This window comes from Ureibacillus terrenus, from assembly GCF_006569205.1.
GTDB classification, from domain to species: Bacteria; Bacillota; Bacilli; order Bacillales_A; family Planococcaceae; genus Ureibacillus; species Ureibacillus terrenus.
In genome coordinates this window covers 1-16,083 of the sequence record NZ_VIGD01000007.1, presented here as the reverse complement: position 1 = coordinate 16,083, position 16,083 = coordinate 1, and the positions used below count along the sequence as shown (strand labels likewise).

General features: G+C 41.6%; 27 protein-coding genes. 25 read left to right on the top strand and 2 right to left on the bottom strand.

The window, feature by feature from the left end:
• Positions 1-2: 2 nt before the first annotated feature.
• From rpsQ to rpsI, 25 genes are all read left to right on the top strand, one after another.
• A complete protein-coding gene (gene rpsQ, locus FKZ59_RS06655) occupies positions 3-266 on the top strand; it encodes a 30S ribosomal protein S17 (protein ID WP_141601974.1) in 264 nt (87 codons plus the stop codon).
• 45 nt (positions 267-311) lie between these two features.
• Complete coding sequence (gene rplN, locus FKZ59_RS06650) at positions 312-680, top strand: 50S ribosomal protein L14 (RefSeq protein ID WP_141601973.1); 369 nt, start codon at positions 312-314, stop codon at positions 678-680.
• A gap of 38 nt (positions 681-718) precedes the next feature.
• Complete coding sequence (rplX, locus tag FKZ59_RS06645) at positions 719-1,027, top strand: 50S ribosomal protein L24 (RefSeq protein WP_141601972.1); 309 nt, start codon at positions 719-721, stop codon at positions 1,025-1,027.
• Between the two features lie 27 nt (positions 1,028-1,054).
• Entirely contained in the window at positions 1,055-1,594 is a 540-nt protein-coding gene (gene rplE, locus FKZ59_RS06640) for a 50S ribosomal protein L5 (RefSeq protein ID WP_141601971.1), read from the top strand.
• Between the two features lie 18 nt (positions 1,595-1,612).
• Complete coding sequence (locus tag FKZ59_RS06635) at positions 1,613-1,798, top strand: type Z 30S ribosomal protein S14 (RefSeq protein WP_141601970.1); 186 nt, start codon at positions 1,613-1,615, stop codon at positions 1,796-1,798.
• A 31-nt stretch (positions 1,799-1,829) separates the two neighbouring features.
• Entirely contained in the window at positions 1,830-2,228 is a 399-nt protein-coding gene (rpsH, locus tag FKZ59_RS06630; RefSeq protein WP_141601969.1) for a 30S ribosomal protein S8, read from the top strand.
• A 30-nt stretch (positions 2,229-2,258) separates the two neighbouring features.
• Positions 2,259-2,798: a 50S ribosomal protein L6 gene (gene rplF / locus FKZ59_RS06625; protein WP_141601968.1), complete on the top strand. Its 540-nt coding sequence runs from the start codon at positions 2,259-2,261 to the stop codon at positions 2,796-2,798.
• 29 nt (positions 2,799-2,827) lie between these two features.
• Positions 2,828-3,187 carry a 50S ribosomal protein L18 gene (gene rplR / locus FKZ59_RS06620; protein ID WP_141601967.1) on the top strand — a complete coding sequence of 120 codons (360 nt, stop codon included), beginning with the start codon at positions 2,828-2,830 and terminating at the stop codon, positions 3,185-3,187.
• Between the two features lie 21 nt (positions 3,188-3,208).
• Positions 3,209-3,709 (top strand): 30S ribosomal protein S5, encoded by a 501-nt coding sequence (gene rpsE, locus FKZ59_RS06615; RefSeq protein ID WP_141601966.1) that lies wholly within the window; start codon positions 3,209-3,211, stop codon positions 3,707-3,709.
• A gap of 12 nt (positions 3,710-3,721) precedes the next feature.
• Positions 3,722-3,904, top strand: coding sequence for a 50S ribosomal protein L30 (gene rpmD / locus FKZ59_RS06610; protein WP_141601965.1), 183 nt, complete (start codon positions 3,722-3,724; stop codon positions 3,902-3,904).
• A 35-nt stretch (positions 3,905-3,939) separates the two neighbouring features.
• Positions 3,940-4,380, top strand: a complete 441-nt coding sequence (gene rplO, locus FKZ59_RS06605; protein ID WP_141601964.1) for a 50S ribosomal protein L15 — start codon at positions 3,940-3,942, stop codon at positions 4,378-4,380.
• Positions 4,380-5,672, top strand: a complete 1,293-nt coding sequence (gene secY / locus FKZ59_RS06600; RefSeq protein WP_141601963.1) for a preprotein translocase subunit SecY — start codon at positions 4,380-4,382, stop codon at positions 5,670-5,672. Before rplO ends, secY begins: the two co-directional genes overlap by 1 nt.
• Before the next feature lie 61 nt (positions 5,673-5,733).
• The gene (locus tag FKZ59_RS06595; protein WP_141601962.1) at positions 5,734-6,399 is read left to right on the top strand and encodes an adenylate kinase; all 666 of its coding nucleotides are present in this window, start codon (positions 5,734-5,736) and stop codon (positions 6,397-6,399) included.
• 389 nt (positions 6,400-6,788) lie between these two features.
• Positions 6,789-7,007, top strand: a complete 219-nt coding sequence (gene infA, locus FKZ59_RS06590; protein ID WP_003178377.1) for a translation initiation factor IF-1 — start codon at positions 6,789-6,791, stop codon at positions 7,005-7,007.
• A 40-nt stretch (positions 7,008-7,047) separates the two neighbouring features.
• Positions 7,048-7,161 carry a 50S ribosomal protein L36 gene (gene rpmJ / locus FKZ59_RS06585; RefSeq protein WP_000868344.1) on the top strand — a complete coding sequence of 38 codons (114 nt, stop codon included), beginning with the start codon at positions 7,048-7,050 and terminating at the stop codon, positions 7,159-7,161.
• A 21-nt stretch (positions 7,162-7,182) separates the two neighbouring features.
• The gene (gene rpsM, locus FKZ59_RS06580; protein ID WP_141601961.1) at positions 7,183-7,548 is read left to right on the top strand and encodes a 30S ribosomal protein S13; all 366 of its coding nucleotides are present in this window, start codon (positions 7,183-7,185) and stop codon (positions 7,546-7,548) included.
• A gap of 23 nt (positions 7,549-7,571) precedes the next feature.
• The gene (rpsK, locus tag FKZ59_RS06575) at positions 7,572-7,961 is read left to right on the top strand and encodes a 30S ribosomal protein S11 (protein WP_141601960.1); all 390 of its coding nucleotides are present in this window, start codon (positions 7,572-7,574) and stop codon (positions 7,959-7,961) included.
• A 124-nt stretch (positions 7,962-8,085) separates the two neighbouring features.
• Positions 8,086-9,030 carry a DNA-directed RNA polymerase subunit alpha gene (locus FKZ59_RS06570; RefSeq protein WP_141601959.1) on the top strand — a complete coding sequence of 315 codons (945 nt, stop codon included), beginning with the start codon at positions 8,086-8,088 and terminating at the stop codon, positions 9,028-9,030.
• A 40-nt stretch (positions 9,031-9,070) separates the two neighbouring features.
• Positions 9,071-9,451, top strand: coding sequence for a 50S ribosomal protein L17 (rplQ, locus tag FKZ59_RS06565; RefSeq protein WP_141601958.1), 381 nt, complete (start codon positions 9,071-9,073; stop codon positions 9,449-9,451).
• 353 nt (positions 9,452-9,804) lie between these two features.
• On the top strand, positions 9,805-10,650 hold the full coding sequence (locus FKZ59_RS06560; protein ID WP_141601957.1) for an energy-coupling factor ABC transporter ATP-binding protein: 846 nt from the start codon (positions 9,805-9,807) through the stop codon (positions 10,648-10,650).
• Positions 10,626-11,495, top strand: a complete 870-nt coding sequence (locus FKZ59_RS06555) for an energy-coupling factor ABC transporter ATP-binding protein (protein WP_141601956.1) — start codon at positions 10,626-10,628, stop codon at positions 11,493-11,495. Before FKZ59_RS06560 ends, FKZ59_RS06555 begins: the two co-directional genes overlap by 25 nt.
• The gene (locus FKZ59_RS06550) at positions 11,492-12,289 is read left to right on the top strand and encodes an energy-coupling factor transporter transmembrane component T family protein (protein ID WP_141601955.1); all 798 of its coding nucleotides are present in this window, start codon (positions 11,492-11,494) and stop codon (positions 12,287-12,289) included. The genes FKZ59_RS06555 and FKZ59_RS06550 overlap by 4 nt, the downstream gene beginning before the upstream one ends.
• 15 nt (positions 12,290-12,304) lie before the next feature.
• Positions 12,305-13,045 (top strand): tRNA pseudouridine(38-40) synthase TruA, encoded by a 741-nt coding sequence (gene truA, locus FKZ59_RS06545; protein ID WP_141601954.1) that lies wholly within the window; start codon positions 12,305-12,307, stop codon positions 13,043-13,045.
• A gap of 188 nt (positions 13,046-13,233) precedes the next feature.
• The gene (gene rplM / locus FKZ59_RS06540; protein ID WP_141601953.1) at positions 13,234-13,671 is read left to right on the top strand and encodes a 50S ribosomal protein L13; all 438 of its coding nucleotides are present in this window, start codon (positions 13,234-13,236) and stop codon (positions 13,669-13,671) included.
• A 22-nt stretch (positions 13,672-13,693) separates the two neighbouring features.
• Entirely contained in the window at positions 13,694-14,086 is a 393-nt protein-coding gene (gene rpsI, locus FKZ59_RS06535; RefSeq protein ID WP_141601952.1) for a 30S ribosomal protein S9, read from the top strand.
• A gap of 79 nt (positions 14,087-14,165) precedes the next feature.
• On the opposite strand, the gene FKZ59_RS06530 is transcribed toward rpsI, so the two are convergent.
• Positions 14,166-15,209 carry a zinc-dependent alcohol dehydrogenase family protein gene (locus FKZ59_RS06530; RefSeq protein WP_141601951.1) on the bottom strand — a complete coding sequence of 348 codons (1,044 nt, stop codon included), beginning with the start codon at positions 15,207-15,209 and terminating at the stop codon, positions 14,166-14,168.
• A gap of 283 nt (positions 15,210-15,492) precedes the next feature.
• Positions 15,493-16,083: transposase (locus FKZ59_RS06525; RefSeq protein WP_141601950.1), on the bottom strand; the 591-nt coding region annotated here is incomplete at its 5' end.

The window sequence follows — 16,083 nt, the reverse complement described above, 5'->3', positions numbered from 1 at the left end:
ATATGTCTGAGCGTAAACAGCGCAAAGTTTACACTGGCCGTGTAGTTTCAGATAAAATGGACAAAACAATTGTCGTTTTAGTAGAAACTTACAAAAAACACAAATTATACGGCAAACGCGTAAAATATTCCAAAAAATTCAAAGCTCACGATGAGCACAATGAAGCTAAAGTCGGCGATATCGTGCGCATTATGGAAACGCGCCCACTTTCAGCTACAAAACATTTCCGTTTAGTAGAAATCGTAGAAAAAGCGGTTGTTATTTAATAAGAAGTTCGGAAAAAGCGCAAATTCCGAAGGGAGGTAACCTAAGTGATCCAACAAGAATCTCGTTTGAAAGTTGCTGACAACTCAGGTGCACGTGAAGTATTAACGATTAAAGTACTCGGTGGTTCTGGACGTAAAACTGCCAATATCGGTGACGTTATCGTTTGCACAGTTAAGAAAGCAACACCAGGTGGCGTTGTTAAGAAAGGCGATGTTGTAAAAGCGGTTGTTGTACGCACTAAATCTGGTGTGCGCCGTAAAGATGGTACTTACATTAAATTTGATGAAAACGCATGTGTAATTATCAGAGACGATAAATCACCACGCGGCACTCGTATTTTCGGTCCTGTTGCACGTGAGTTGCGTGACAAAAACTTCATGAAAATCATTTCTCTTGCTCCAGAAGTTCTTTAATGATTCGTATAGTACCAATCAAGGAGGTGCGAAACATAATGCATGTTAAAAAGGGCGACAAAGTAAAAGTAATTACTGGAAAAGATAAAGGCAAAGTGGGCGTTGTACTTGCTGCTTTTCCTAAAAAAGAACGTGTGATTGTTGAAGGCGTTAATATCGTGAAAAAACACGTGAAGCCTAACCAATCAAACCCTCAAGGTGGTATTGTAAGTCAAGAAGCACCTATCCATGTTTCTAACGTTATGCTGATCGATCCGAAAACTGGCGAGCCGACTCGCGTAGGTTACAGATTCGAAAACGGCAAAAAAGTTCGTTATGCGAAAAAATCAGGTGCAGTGATTGACTAATAAGAAATTTTGAAAGGAGGTACACACATGAGCCGCCTAAAAGAAAAATATAAAAACGAAGTAGTTCCTGCTTTAATGAATAAATTTCAATATAAATCTGTGATGCAAGTTCCTAAAGTTGAAAAAATCGTAGTGAATATGGGTGTGGGTGACGCAGTACAAAACCCTAAAGCTTTGGATGCAGCTGTTGAAGAACTGGCAATCATTACTGGTCAAAAACCGGTTGTAACAAGAGCGAAAAAATCGATCGCTGGATTCCGTTTGCGTGCAGGTATGCCAATTGGTGCAAAAGTTACATTACGTGGTGAACGCATGTATGATTTCTTGGATAAATTGATTTCCATCGCACTTCCACGTGTTCGTGACTTCCGTGGTGTATCCAAAAAAGCATTTGACGGACGCGGAAACTACACTTTAGGTGTAAAAGAACAATTGATTTTCCCTGAAATTGATTACGATAAAATCTCAAAAGTACGCGGTATGGATATCGTGATTGTAACAACAGCGAATACTGATGAAGAAGCTCGTGAGTTGTTAACTCAATTTGGTATGCCGTTCCAAAAATAATAGAAGGAGGGCGAAAACGTGGCAAAAAAATCAATGATTGTTAAATCAAAACGCAAACCTAAATTCAAAGTGCAAGCTTATACACGTTGCGAACGCTGTGGACGTCCACATTCTGTATATCGTAAATTCAAACTTTGCCGTATCTGTTTCCGTGAACTTGCATACAAAGGTCAAATCCCTGGTGTGAAAAAAGCTAGCTGGTAATGTCTGAAAAATGGGAAGGAGGTAAAAACATATGACAATGACAGATCCAATTGCAGATATGCTTACTCGCATCCGCAATGCAAATATGGTTGGTCACGAGAAGCTTGAAGTGCCAGCTTCCAAGATTAAAAGAGAAATCGCTGAAATCCTTAAGCGAGAAGGCTTCATTCGTGATGTTGAATATATTGAAGACAACAAACAAGGTATTCTCCGTATTTTCTTGAAATACGGCAAAAACAATGAACGTGTAATCACTGGTCTAAAACGCATTTCTAAACCTGGTTTACGCGTATATGCGAAAACTGACGAAATTCCAAAAGTATTAAACGGATTAGGTATCGCAATTCTTTCTACTTCTCAAGGTGTGTTAACTGATAAAGAAGCACGCGCTAAAAAAGTAGGCGGAGAAGTACTAGCATACGTTTGGTAATCAGTAAGAAACGAATGGAGGTGCAATGAAATGTCTCGTGTAGGAAAGAAACCGATCGAAGTTCCTTCTAACGTTACAGTGACAGTAAGCGCAGACAATACTGTAACTGTTAAAGGACCGAAAGGCGAACTGACTCGCCAATTTAACCAAGATATGAAAATCCAACAAGAAGGAAATATCATCACAGTTGTTCGTCCTTCTGATTCAAAAGAGCACCGTACAATCCACGGTACAACTCGTGCGTTGCTCGCAAACATGGTACAAGGTGTATCTGAAGGGTTCTCTCGTTCTCTTGAACTTATTGGGGTTGGGTACCGTGCTCAATTGCAAGGCAAAAAACTTGTATTAAACGTTGGTTACTCACATCCTGTTGAATTTACTGCAGAGCCAGGAATTGAATTTGAGGTTCCTTCTAATACAAAGATCGTGGTTAAAGGTATCGACAAAGAACGAGTAGGTGCTGTAGCAGCCGATATCCGCGCTGTTCGTCCACCTGAGCCATACAAAGGTAAAGGTATTCGTTACGAAGGCGAATATGTACGTCGTAAAGAAGGTAAAACAGGTAAGTAATTAGCTTGGCGTAGAAAGGAGTGACCACTATGATTACGAAAGTAGACAAAAATAAAGTACGCAAAAGACGTCATGCACGTGTGCGTAGAAAAATCCAAGGTACACCTGAACGTCCACGTTTAAACGTATTTCGTTCAAACAAACACATTTACGCACAAATCATTGACGATGTTGCAGGACATACAATTGTTAGTGCTTCCACTTTAGAAAAAGGTTTTGAAGGTCCTGGCAGCAATAAAGAAGCTGCAGCAAAAGTGGGCGAATTAATCGCCAAACGCGCATTGGAAAAAAATATTACTGCCGTTGTATTTGACCGTGGTGGTTATTTATATCATGGACGCGTGAAAGCTTTGGCAGAAGCTGCACGTGAAAACGGTTTACAATTCTAATATGAAGGAGGGACATACTTCATGACTCGTATTGACGCAAGCAAACTGGAACTTGAAGAGCGTGTTGTATCGGTAAATCGCGTTGCGAAAGTTGTTAAAGGTGGACGCCGCTTCCGCTTCTCAGCTTTAGTGGTAGTTGGAGATAGAAACGGTCATGTAGGCTTCGGTACTGGTAAAGCTCAAGAAGTACCGGATGCAATTCGCAAAGCTGTAGAAGATGCGAAGAAAAATTTGATCGAAGTGCCACGTGTAGGTGGAACAATTCCACATGAAGTAATCGGTGATTTTGGTGCTGCAAAAATTTTAATGAAACCGGCATCTGAAGGTACTGGGGTAATTGCTGGTGGTTCAGTACGTGCAGTGCTTGAATTGGCAGGAATCACTGATATCCTTTCAAAATCTCTAGGTTCCAACACACCAATTAACATGGTACGTGCTACTGTTGAGGGATTAAAACAATTAAAACGTGTTGAAGAAGTTGCGAAACTTCGTGGTAAAACAGTAGAAGAGCTACTAGGATAAGGGGGGATAATGATGGCAAACAAATTAGAAATCACCCTCATTCGATCTGTAATCGGCGCTAGCGAAAGACAGCGCAAAGTAGTTGAAGCATTGGGCTTGAAAAAAGTGAATTCTACTGTAGAACATGCAGATAACCCTGCAATTCGCGGTATGATTAATAAAGTTTCACACTTGGTAAAAGTAAAAGAAATTTAATCCATCATTAAATAAATAAGGAGGTGCCACCTAAAATGAAACTTCATGAGCTAAAACCAGCTGAAGGTTCACGCAAAAAACGCAACCGCGTTGGACGTGGTATTGGTTCTGGTAATGGTAAAACTGCAGGACGCGGTCAAAAAGGTCAAAACGCTCGTTCTGGAGGCGGTGTACGTCCAGGATTTGAAGGTGGTCAAAACCCACTGTTCCGCCGTTTGCCAAAACGTGGCTTTACAAATGTAAACCGTAAAGAATATGCAATCGTGAACCTTGAAGCGTTAAATCGTTTCGAAGAAGGTACGGAAGTTACACCTGAATTGTTAATTGAAACAGGTGTTGTGAAAAACGAAAAAGCTGGTATTAAAATCCTTGGAAATGGAGCGCTTACGAAAAAGCTTAACGTGAAAGCTCATAAGTTCTCTGCTTCTGCGAAAGAAGCAATCGAGAACGCTGGCGGAACAGCTGAGGTGATCTAATGTTTCAAACGCTCGCAAATTTTATGCGTGTCCGAGATATTCGAAATAAAATTCTTTTTACTTTGTTAATGCTCATCATCTTTCGTATAGGATCCTTTATCCCTGTACCTAACGTGGATGCTGAAGTGTTAAAAGTAACGGATGAATTCAACCTTGTCGGATTTCTGAACGTGTTTGGCGGCGGTGCATTATCGAATTTCTCCATTTTTGCTCTGGGGATCATGCCCTACATCACTGCGTCCATCATTGTTCAGTTGCTGCAAATGGATGTCGTTCCTAAGTTTGCGGAATGGGGACGGCAAGGTGAAGTAGGTCGCCGGAAGCTAGCCCAGTTCACGCGCTACTTTACGGTAGTGCTGGCTTTCCTCCAAGCATTGGCCATGTCTTTCGGTTTTAACCAAATATATGGCGGTACATTAATAACGGATACAAGCATCATTTCCTATATTACAATCGCCCTTGTTTTGACTGCCGGCACAGCTTTTTTGCTGTGGCTGGGAGAACAAATCACAGCACACGGCGTAGGAAATGGCATTTCATTTCTCATCTTCGCTGGGATCGTAGCAGGGATACCTACTACAATTAACCAAATTTATGCACAGCAAATTGAAGGTGCAGGGGATCAATTATTCATCCGTATTATCGTTGTATTGCTTCTTGTGTTGATTATGTTGGCGGTCATTGTTGGCGTAATCTATGTCCAACAAGCATTGCGCAAAATCCCGATTCAATATGCAAAACGGGTGTCTGGCCGCGGTTATCTCGGCGGTCAACAAGCGCATTTGCCATTGAAAGTGAATGCTGCGGGGGTTATTCCAGTCATCTTTGCAGTAGCATTCATCATTACACCTCAGACTTTAGCAGCGTTCTTCGGACAGAACAAAGTGACAACATTCATTATTAACATGTTCGACTATACAAAACCGGTCGGGTTGATTATTTATATTGTATTGATTATTGCGTTCACTTATTTCTACGCATTTGTACAAGTCAACCCTGAACGGATTGCCGACAACTTGAAAAAGCAAGGCGCATATATTCCTGGAATCCGCCCGGGAAATGACACTGAAACATATTTAACAAAAGTGTTGTATCGTCTGACATTTGTCGGTGCCCTGTTCTTAACGATTGTGGCAATATTGCCGATTTTGTTCATAAACTTTATGGATTTGCCTGCCAGCGCTAAAATTGGCGGAACGAGTGTAATCATCGTGGTCGGCGTAGCACTGGAAACAATGAAGCAATTAGAGGCTCAATTGGTTAAACGCCATTATAAAGGTTTTATGAAATAATTGTTGGTTAGGAAACATTATTTGTTTTCTAAGCCAGCACCTAGGGGAGGGAAATGTCCGTATGAATATCGTTCTAATGGGCTTGCCAGGTGCCGGGAAAGGTACGCAAGCAGAAAAAATCGTCAATAAATATCAAATCCCTCATATTTCTACAGGTGATATGTTCCGGGCAGCCATCAGTCAGGGGACTGAGCTTGGTCTAAAAGCGAAATCTTACATGGATCAAGGCGCTCTAGTTCCTGATGAAGTCACTATCGGCATTGTTCGTGAGAGACTGGCTCAAGAGGATTGCGAAAAAGGATTCTTACTTGATGGATTCCCACGTACTGTTCCACAAGCAGAAGCATTAGACAACATCTTAGAGGAACTTGGCAAAAAAATTGATCACGTGATCAATATCCAAGTGGAAAAAGATGAGCTGGTTGCACGTTTGAGTGGTCGCCGTATTTGTAAAACATGTGGAGCTACTTATCACGTAATTTTTAACCCTCCTAAAGTAGAAGGAAAATGTGATAAGGACGGCGGAGAATTATATACTCGTGCGGACGACAATCCTGAAACGGTTGCAAATCGCCTGGAAGTAAATATGAAGCAGGCACAACCTTTGCTTGATTTTTATGAGTCAAAAGGGTTGTTGACAAATATCAATGGGCAGCAAGAAATTGAAAAAGTATTTGCTGATATTGACGCTTTACTTTCACAAGTTTCACAAGGCAGCCGCAGCTGATACCCGTCATACTTTCGAAAGTCATAATACTTTTCGCGCAGCGTAACGGAGAAAAACTTTTACTGTGAAAGTTTAATGGGTTCGGTATACACTGCTTGCGAAAATGCTTATACTTACAAGGAAGTAAATTTGAAAGAGTGTTATGGGTTTCGTGGAAGCATCAAGTAAACGGGTATGAATGTTCCATGATTTCCGGTCATTTTAACGAATAAGATCATAAACCGGACTTTGTTCATTCCCTGGATTGTGTGTAGCGAAACCATCCATGCGTCTTTCGAGCATCTCTCATACAATCCAATTTTTTTAATGGAGCTGTTACTAAACTGTTCAATTGTTGCGCGTGTTCTCCATCGGGAACCATTTAGCACATAAAGAAGGGAGATCGGTTGATGGCGAAAGACGATGTTATTGAAGTTGAAGGAACAGTCGTTGAGACTTTGCCAAATGCCATGTTTAAGGTAGAATTAGAGAATGGGCATACAGTGCTTGCACACGTTTCCGGAAAGATTCGTATGCACTTTATACGGATTTTGCCTGGAGATAAAGTAACGGTTGAATTATCGCCTTATGATTTGACTCGCGGTCGTATCACGTATCGTTACAAATAAAAACATTTTTGCACTCCGAAGACTAAGGAGGTTGAGTTAAATGAAAGTGAGACCATCTGTAAAACCGATTTGCGAAAAATGCAAAGTGATTCGTCGTCGCGGTAAAGTTATGGTAATCTGCGAAAATCCAAAACATAAACAAAAACAAGGTTAATTTTAAGGAGGTGCGAAATAAATGGCACGTATTGCTGGTGTTGATATTCCTCGCGATAAACGCGTTGTAATTTCATTGACTTACATTTATGGTGTTGGTAAATCCACTGCGAAAAAAGTATTAGCTGCAGCTGGCGTTTCTGAAGATACTCGTGTACGTGATTTAACTGAAGACGAATTGGACAGAATTCGTGCGGAGTTGGACAAATATAAAATCGAAGGTGACTTGCGCCGCGAAGTATCTCTTAACATCAAACGTTTAATGGAAATCGGCTGCTACCGTGGTATCCGTCACCGCCGTGGTCTACCGGTTCGTGGACAAAATACGAAAAACAATGCACGTACTCGTAAAGGTCCTCGTAAAACTGTAGCGAACAAGAAAAAATAATAGGTAAAGGGGGTTAATCGGTAATGGCACGTAAACAACAAACACGTAAACGCCGTGTGAAAAAAAATGTTGAATCAGGTATTGCACACATTCGTTCTACATTTAACAACACAATCGTAACGATCACTGATATGCAAGGAAATACAATTGCATGGTCAAGTGCCGGTGCTCTTGGTTTCAAAGGTTCTCGTAAATCTACTCCATACGCTGCTCAAATGGCTGCAGAAGCTGCCGCAAAAGCATCAATGGAACATGGTATGAAATCATTGGAAGTAAGTGTTAAAGGGCCAGGCGCAGGTCGTGAAGCAGCTATTCGTGCACTTCAAGCTGCAGGACTTGAAGTAACAGCTATTAAAGATGTTACACCAGTTCCACATAACGGTTGCCGTCCGCCAAAACGTCGTCGTGTGTAATGGGTGCAACTCTTTAGAGTACATCTTTGTACGAGAAGAATTGTACAAATTTATAAAGTCAAGGTTTTTTGACTATGATGATGGTATGACCTATACAGTCGATGTTTTGAAGGAGGGTAAATGAATGATCGAAATTGAAAAACCACGGATTGAAACTGTTGAGATCAGCGAAGATTCCACATACGGAAAGTTTGTAATAGAACCACTCGAACGTGGATACGGTACGACTTTGGGGAATTCTTTACGGCGAATCCTTCTATCCTCATTGCCTGGAGCAGCGATTACATCTGTACAAATAGATGGGGTATTGCATGAATTTTCAACTATTGAAGGGGTAGTTGAGGATGTTGCTTCCATCATTTTAAATTTAAAAAAATTGGCTCTGAAAATCTACTCTGATGAAGAGAAGATACTCGAAATCGATGTTAAAGGGGAAGCAACGGTAACTGCTGCAGATATTACACATGATAGTGATGTTGAAATATTGAACCCTGATTTATATATTGCAACAGTAGCAAGCAACGGTCATTTGCGTATGCGCATGTATGCAAGAAGAGGCCGTGGTTATACTCCAGCTGATCAAAACAAACGTGAGGATCTTCCTATTGGTGTGATCCCGATCGACTCTATTTACACTCCAGTTTCACGCGTTAGTTATCAAGTGGAAAATACTCGTGTAGGACAAAATTCTGACTACGATAAATTATCCCTTGATGTGTGGACTGATGGTAGCATTGGTCCAAAAGAGGCGATTTCACTCGGAGCGAAAATATTAACAGAACATCTGAATATTTTTGTCGGTTTAACTGATGAGGCACAAGCAGCGGAAATCATGGTAGAAAAAGAAGAGGACCAAAAAGAGAAAGTATTGGAAATGACAATCGAGGAATTGGATCTCTCTGTGCGTTCTTACAACTGTCTAAAACGCGCAGGTATCAATACGGTTTTGGAACTTACAAACAAGTCGGAAGAAGACATGATGAAAGTTCGCAACCTTGGCCGCAAGTCATTGGAAGAAGTAAAGTCAAAACTTGCAGAACTAGGTTTATCCTTGCGTAAAGACGACTAAGCGTCGCTATTATTATGTTCGAATAAAGGAGGGAACATTCATGGGTTACAGAAAACTTGGCCGTACAAGCTCTCAACGCAAAGCGTTGTTACGTGATTTAGCAACAGATTTAATCATCAATGAACGCATTGAGACGACTGAAGCTCGTGCAAAAGAATTGCGCAAAGTCGTTGAAAAAATGATTACATTGGGTAAACGCGGAGATTTGCATGCTCGCCGTCAAGCAGCTGCATTCATTCGTCGTGAATTAGTGACAACAACTGATGAAGAAGGCAATGAAAAAACGAAATTTGCCCTTCAAAAACTATTTGATGATGTTGCGCCACGTTATGCTGATCGCCAAGGTGGTTACACTCGGATTTTAAAAGTTGGTCCTCGTCGCGGTGACGGAGCACCAGTTGTAATCATCGAATTAGTTTAATTTTTTTGGGGGTGTCCGGTTGGCCGGTTCAACTTGCCCCCTTTTTTACAATTGAATGATTTATACGACAACTCTAAAGCATCTGAGCGTTATGATGATCGAATGGTTCATTCGGATCGTCTAGCTCTCCGCACCTCATTCGTCCGGTTACGGAGCGTGAAAGTTTTATATTCCATTTCGAACGTGTTTAGCGCATTTCTCCAGAATGAGGTGCGCGCTTTTTTATTCATATTATATTGCCAATATGTAAAAATAAAATACGTTTATTTATTGATTTAAACGTGTTTTATTTTTATATATGACCATCGTCTTGCTGAAATTTGGAGCAGAGCCCTGGAGAGAGGAGCATAGCAGTGACCGAAATTTTATCTTTTAAAAACGTCTCATTTTCATACTCACCAGAAAAAGCCGATGTACGGAAAGCGGTAGATAACGTCTCATTTTCCGTCGAAGAAGGGGAATGGATTGCCATTGTCGGTCATAATGGTTCAGGCAAATCTACAATGGTCAAAATGGTTTGCGGCCTTCTGTTTCCCCAAGAAGGAGAAATTCGCGTCATGGGGAATGTGTTGAGCGAAGAAAACCTTTGGGATATTCGTTCAAAAATCGGGATGGTATTCCAAAATCCCGATAACCAGTTTGTAGGGGCAACTGTGCAGGATGATGTGGCCTTTGCCTTGGAGAATAATGGGATTCCTTACGAGGAAATGGTGGAACGCGTCACTTCTTCATTGAAACGGGTAAAAATGTATGAGTTTCTCAACCATGAGCCCCACCATCTATCCGGGGGACAGAAACAGCGGGTGGCGATTGCCGGGGCACTTGCGATGCATCCAAAATTATTAATTTTGGACGAGGCAACCTCCATGCTTGACCCTCAGGGGCGGGAGGAAGTATTGCAAACGGTGCTTGACTTGAGGAAAGAAATTGGGTTAACGGTTTTATCGATTACCCATGATGTGGAAGAAGCCCTTCTTGCAGACCGGATCATTTTTATGAACCAGGGAAAAAAATATGCGGAAGGAACGCCGGAAGAAATTTTTGCATTGGGCGACAAATTGATTGAATTTGGATTGGAGCTGCCTTTTGCAATGAGAATGTCAAAGCTCCTTCAGGAAAAAGGGGTGCCACTCGCAGGCAAAAATTTAACAGAAGAAGAGTTGGTGAATGATTTATGGACATCAAACTTCAGAAAGTAAGCTATGCATATTCGGTTGGTACCCCTTTTGAGAAATTTGCCTTGTTTGATGTGGATATGGAAATCCCATCCAATACTTATCATGCCATCATTGGCCATACAGGATCCGGGAAATCAACGCTTCTGCAACATTTCAATGGATTACTGAAGCCTACGAAAGGCATCGTACAGGTAGGGAATCGCACTATTGAAGCAGGAAAAAAGGCGAAAGATCTAAAGCCGCTTCGCCAAAAAGTGGGCATTGTTTTTCAATTTCCGGAGCATCAATTGTTCGAAGAGACGGTATTGAAGGATATCATGTTCGGACCTATGAATTTTGGTGTCCCCGAAGAAGAAGCGGAAAAAAGGGCTCGTAAAGGGATCCGGCAAGTAGGTTTGCCTGAAGAAGTGCTGGCGAAGTCGCCGTTTGACTTATCGGGAGGACAAATGAGACGTGTCGCAATCGCAGGGGTGCTTGCAATGAATCCGGAAGTGATTGTACTCGATGAACCGACCGCAGGGCTCGATCCAAGAGGACAAAAAGAAATAATGGAATTGTTCTATCGCCTGCATAAGGAAAGAGGACTTACAACGATTCTTGTGACGCACAGCATGGAAGATGCGGCAAAATACGCCGATCGGATTTCCATTATGCATGAAGGGCGTTGTGTGTTGACAGGGACTCCGCGTGAAATCTTTTCAGACAGCGAAACACTGAAGAAATACCGCCTGGAAGTACCGCGAATCGTAAAATTCCAGAAAAAGATTGAAGAAATGATTGGAAAGCCCCTTTCGAAAATCTGTTTGACCGAGGAAGAGTTGGCGGATGAAGTTGCCCGGGTGGTAAAGGAGCGTGAGCGGGCATGATGGAAAAAATGATATTTGGACGCTTTATCCCTGGAAATTCCTTTATCCACCAATTGGATCCGCGTTCTAAATTAGTATTTACTTTTATTTTTGTAATTATTGTGTTTTTGGCAAACAATTCCATAACCTATGGATTGTTATTGGCTTTTACATTGTTTGTCATTTTGATTTCTAAAATTCGTCTCTATTTTTTAGTTAATGGGTTGAAACCCGTCATCATTTTGCTTCTTTTCACGTTCCTGATTCACATTCTTTTTACGAGGGAAGGAAATGTTCTTCTTGACTTAGGTTTTCTCAAAATCTATGAAGGCGGATTAAGACAAGGCATCTTTATTTCCATCCGGTTCACGGTGCTCGTATTTATGACGACCATTTTGACGTTAACAACTTCCCCGATTTCCATTACAGATGGGCTGGAAGTATTGTTGAATCCTTTAAAGAAATTGAAATTGCCGATTCATGAATTGGCTTTGATGATGTCGATTGCGTTGAGGTTTATTCCGACATTGATGGATGAGACGGACAAAATCATGAAAGCGCAAATGGCAAGAGGTTCCGATCTGGGTTCAGGTCCAATAAAAGATCGCGTGAAAGCGGTCGTCCCCCTTTTGGTGCCGCTGTTCGTCAGCGCTTTTAAACGGGCGGAAGATTTGGCGACAGCAATGGAAGTGCGGGGGTATCGGGGTGGAGAAGGACGCACCCGATATCGCCGGCTGAAATGGGATGCGAAAGATACTATATGTATTATTTCACTTGTACTTTTAACTGCTCTGTTAATATTTTTCCGCAGTTAGGAAAAGGTGATCAATTTGCGACGGATGAAAGCAGTCATTGCTTATGACGGAACGGATTTTTCCGGATATCAGGCGCAGCCGGGAAAACGTACGGTACAATCTGAAATTGAAAATGTATTGGCAATCATGCATAAGGGGGAAAAGGTGCGCGTTTTTGCAAGCGGACGCACCGATGCCCGGGTGCATGCAACGGGACAAGTCATCCATTTTGATACGCCCCTTTCCATTCCGAGCGACAAATATCAAATGGCGTTAAACGCGCAATTGCCCGGGGACGTGCGAATTTTGGAGATGGAAGAAGTGGATCAGGACTTTCATGCCCGTTTCAGCGCGAAGGGAAAGCGATATCGATATAAATGGAATTGCGAAGAAGTGCAAAGTCCTTTTAAAAGAAACTATACGGTTGAAACAAGGGGAAGAAAACCGGATGTAAACAAAATGGAGGAGGGTGCCGAGTATCTCGTCGGCACGCACGACTTCACAAGTTTTTGTGCGGCCAGTACCCCGGTCGAAGATAAGGTCCGCACGATTTATTCGATTCATTTCGAGTGGCATGATCAGGAACTGCACATGGTCATTGAAGGAAACGGGTTTTTATATAATATGGTACGCATCATTGCGGGAACATTGTGGGAAGTGGGGATTGGCAAAAGGGAGCCGGAATCCATCAAGGAAATCCTCGAAGCAAAAAATAGGGAAATGGCCGGCACAACCGCCCCTCCCCACGGTTTATATTTGGAAAAAGTGTTTTATTAAAAAGAATAACAACTTCTCCTTGTGTTTAACATTTTTCTTGACTATTGTTTTAATCTGTAATATTATAACATATGGTATTTTCCACTTATAAGCCCCGAAACTTATTAGTGAAATACGACTTCTTTTATTTATTCATAATGAAAACTGAAAATTCAACGGTTCATGAAATCGATTAGGAGGATATATACATGCGTACAACATTTATGGCGAAAGGTCATGAAGTAGAGCGTAAATGGTTAGTGGTTGACGCAGAAGGCAAAACGCTCGGGCGTTTGGCTTCTGAAGTTGCGGCTCTTTTACGCGGCAAACATAAACCAATCTATACACCACATGTTGACACTGGTGACTTTGTAATCGTGATTAATGCTGAAAAAATTCATTTAACAGGTAAAAAATTAAAAGATAAAATCTACTACCACCACTCTTTATATCCAGGTGGCTTAAAGAAACGTACAGCAGGAGAAATGCTTGAAAAAAATCCAACAAGAATGATCGAACTTGCAGTGAAAGGTATGCTTCCTAAAAATTCATTGGGACGCAAAATGTTCAAAAAACTTTTCGTTTATGCAGGTCCAAATCATCCACATGCTGCACAAAAACCAGAAAGCTATGAGCTTCGCGGATAATTAGTTAGAGGAGGATATTCACTTGGCACAAGTTCAATATACTGGCACAGGTCGTCGTAAAAGCGCAGTAGCCCGTGTACGTCTAGTACCTGGCGAAGGCAAAATTATCATCAATAAACGTGATGTGGAAGATTACATTCCATTTGAAACATTGCGTGAAGTAATTAAACAACCATTAGTATTGACTCAAACATTGGGCAGCTATGATGTATTAGTAAACGTAAAAGGCGGAGGTTATACTGGTCAAGCTGGCGCAATCCGTCACGGTATCGCACGTGCGTTGCTTCAAGTTGATCCGGATTTCCGTCCAACTTTAAAACAAGCTGGTTTGCTAACACGTGACCCACGTATGAAAGAACGTAAAAAATATGGTCTCAAAGGCGCTCGTCGCGCACCACAATTCTCAAAACGTTAATATTGGTATTTATCAACGTTTTCAAACCCTTTCCCGCAAACGCGGGAAAGGGTTTTTCTAATGGTTTAGAGGAAATAGTTTATTCAAAATCAATAATGACTTTCAATGCTTTTTCTTTGGAGGCGTTTTGGAAAGTGTCGTAAGCATCAAGAATGTTTTCAAATTTGAAGGCGTGGGTGACCAACTCTTCCACCTTGATTTTTCCGCTTGAAAGGGTTTTCAACAGCATCGGAGTCGAGCTTGTTGAAACAAGTCCCGTTGTAATGGTCACATTTTGGATCCACAAATTTTGAAGTTCCAGTTCGACCGGTTTGCCATGCACCCCAACATTTGCAAGATGGCCGCCCGGGGCAAGAATTTTTTGGCAGATGTCAAAAGTTGCAGGGAAACCGGCCGCTTCAATTGCTACATCTACTCCACGTCCATCCGTAAGTTCCAGGATTTGTTGAATTGCCGATTCTGCATTTTGGGAGTTGACAGTATCTGTGGCACCAAATTTTTTTGATGCTTCTAAACGGTTATCATCCAAATCGACCATGATGATTTTTCCAGGCGAATAAAACTGGGAAGTAATTAAAGCGGACATACCGATTGGTCCGGCACCGATAATCGCGACCGTGTCCCCCGGCTTCACTTGTCCATTCAGCACGCCGATTTCGAATCCTGTCGGCAAAATATCTGAAATCAAAACAGCTGCCTGATCGGAAATTCCTTTCGGGATATGGTACAAGGAATTATCGGCATGGGGAATGCGCACATATTCAGCCTGGGTGCCGTTGATCAAATGCCCTAAAATCCAACCGCCATCTTCGCAATGGGCGTAAAGGGATTGTTTACAATAATGGCAGCTTCCGCAAGACGTAATACAGGAAATGATAACCTTATCCCCCGGTTTGAAGTTTTTTACTCCGGATCCGACTTCCTCTACGATTCCTACTCCTTCGTGCCCCAAAATGGTCCCTTCTTTTACCGCCGGCACATCTCCACTTAAAATGTGCAAGTCCGTCCCGCAGATGGTTGTCTTGACGAGTCTTACGATTGCGTCACTGTCTTTTATAATTTCCGGTTTTTCCACTTCTCTCAATCCTTTTTTTCCTGGACCTTCATAGACAAGCGCTTTCATGTGGCAGCCTCCTTTTTTATAATTTTTTCATTAACATAATATATTTTCGGAAAATTTGCAATAAAGAAGTTTGGAGATAAATAACTTGATAGAAGAATGAATCTTTCAATGCATAAATAAATAGCTCGTTTTATATATTGAGAGTTTTGCAAAATTAGATTTTTATTAAAAAGAGTTTTAAAAGAAACCCAAATAAATTGGGGTATTTTGTATCTTTGGTTTACAAATATTCTGTTTGTCCTTTTTTGGGCGTACTTGCAGAATTTTTCGCTTTAAAAATTTTTTAAGCGGTTTGTTGCTTTTTACTCTCTTTTGCCATTGCGAGAGCTGAAACCAGTAATACGATGGCGTTCAAGTAAATATGAGTTTTTACTTTATCGATTCCCCACACATGCAGGGAGTTCGCTGTAAGATAACTTTTCATTCTTGAATTGCACCGTTCTACACTGGTTCGCTCATTGTAAAGTTCTTTCCAACGTTTGGAATCGCGGTGTGGATTAGAGTACCGGCGAAGATCCTTATTCACGTTAATTTTTACTACCATTCCATAGTTGGAGGATGAACAGGCTGCCATTCCTAATGGGCAATCCACTTTTCCGGTTGCGTGTGGACATCTGAATTTGAGCTGATCCTTATTGGCGCCCCAATAAGTCATTTCGTACCCCATCGAACAGCGTGGGGTTCCATTGGAGGCAATTCCTTCGGGAGGCTCCTTTTCATTACGCAAATTGAGTGGAATAATAGCTTGAGCCCCGATGTTCTTGGCGGATTCGTAGTTTTTTAGCTGGTCGTACCCACCATCCATTATCAGGAAATCAATTTTAGAGTTTGTACAACTCTTTACTTGTTCAATTAATTGTGGTGCGACATCCCC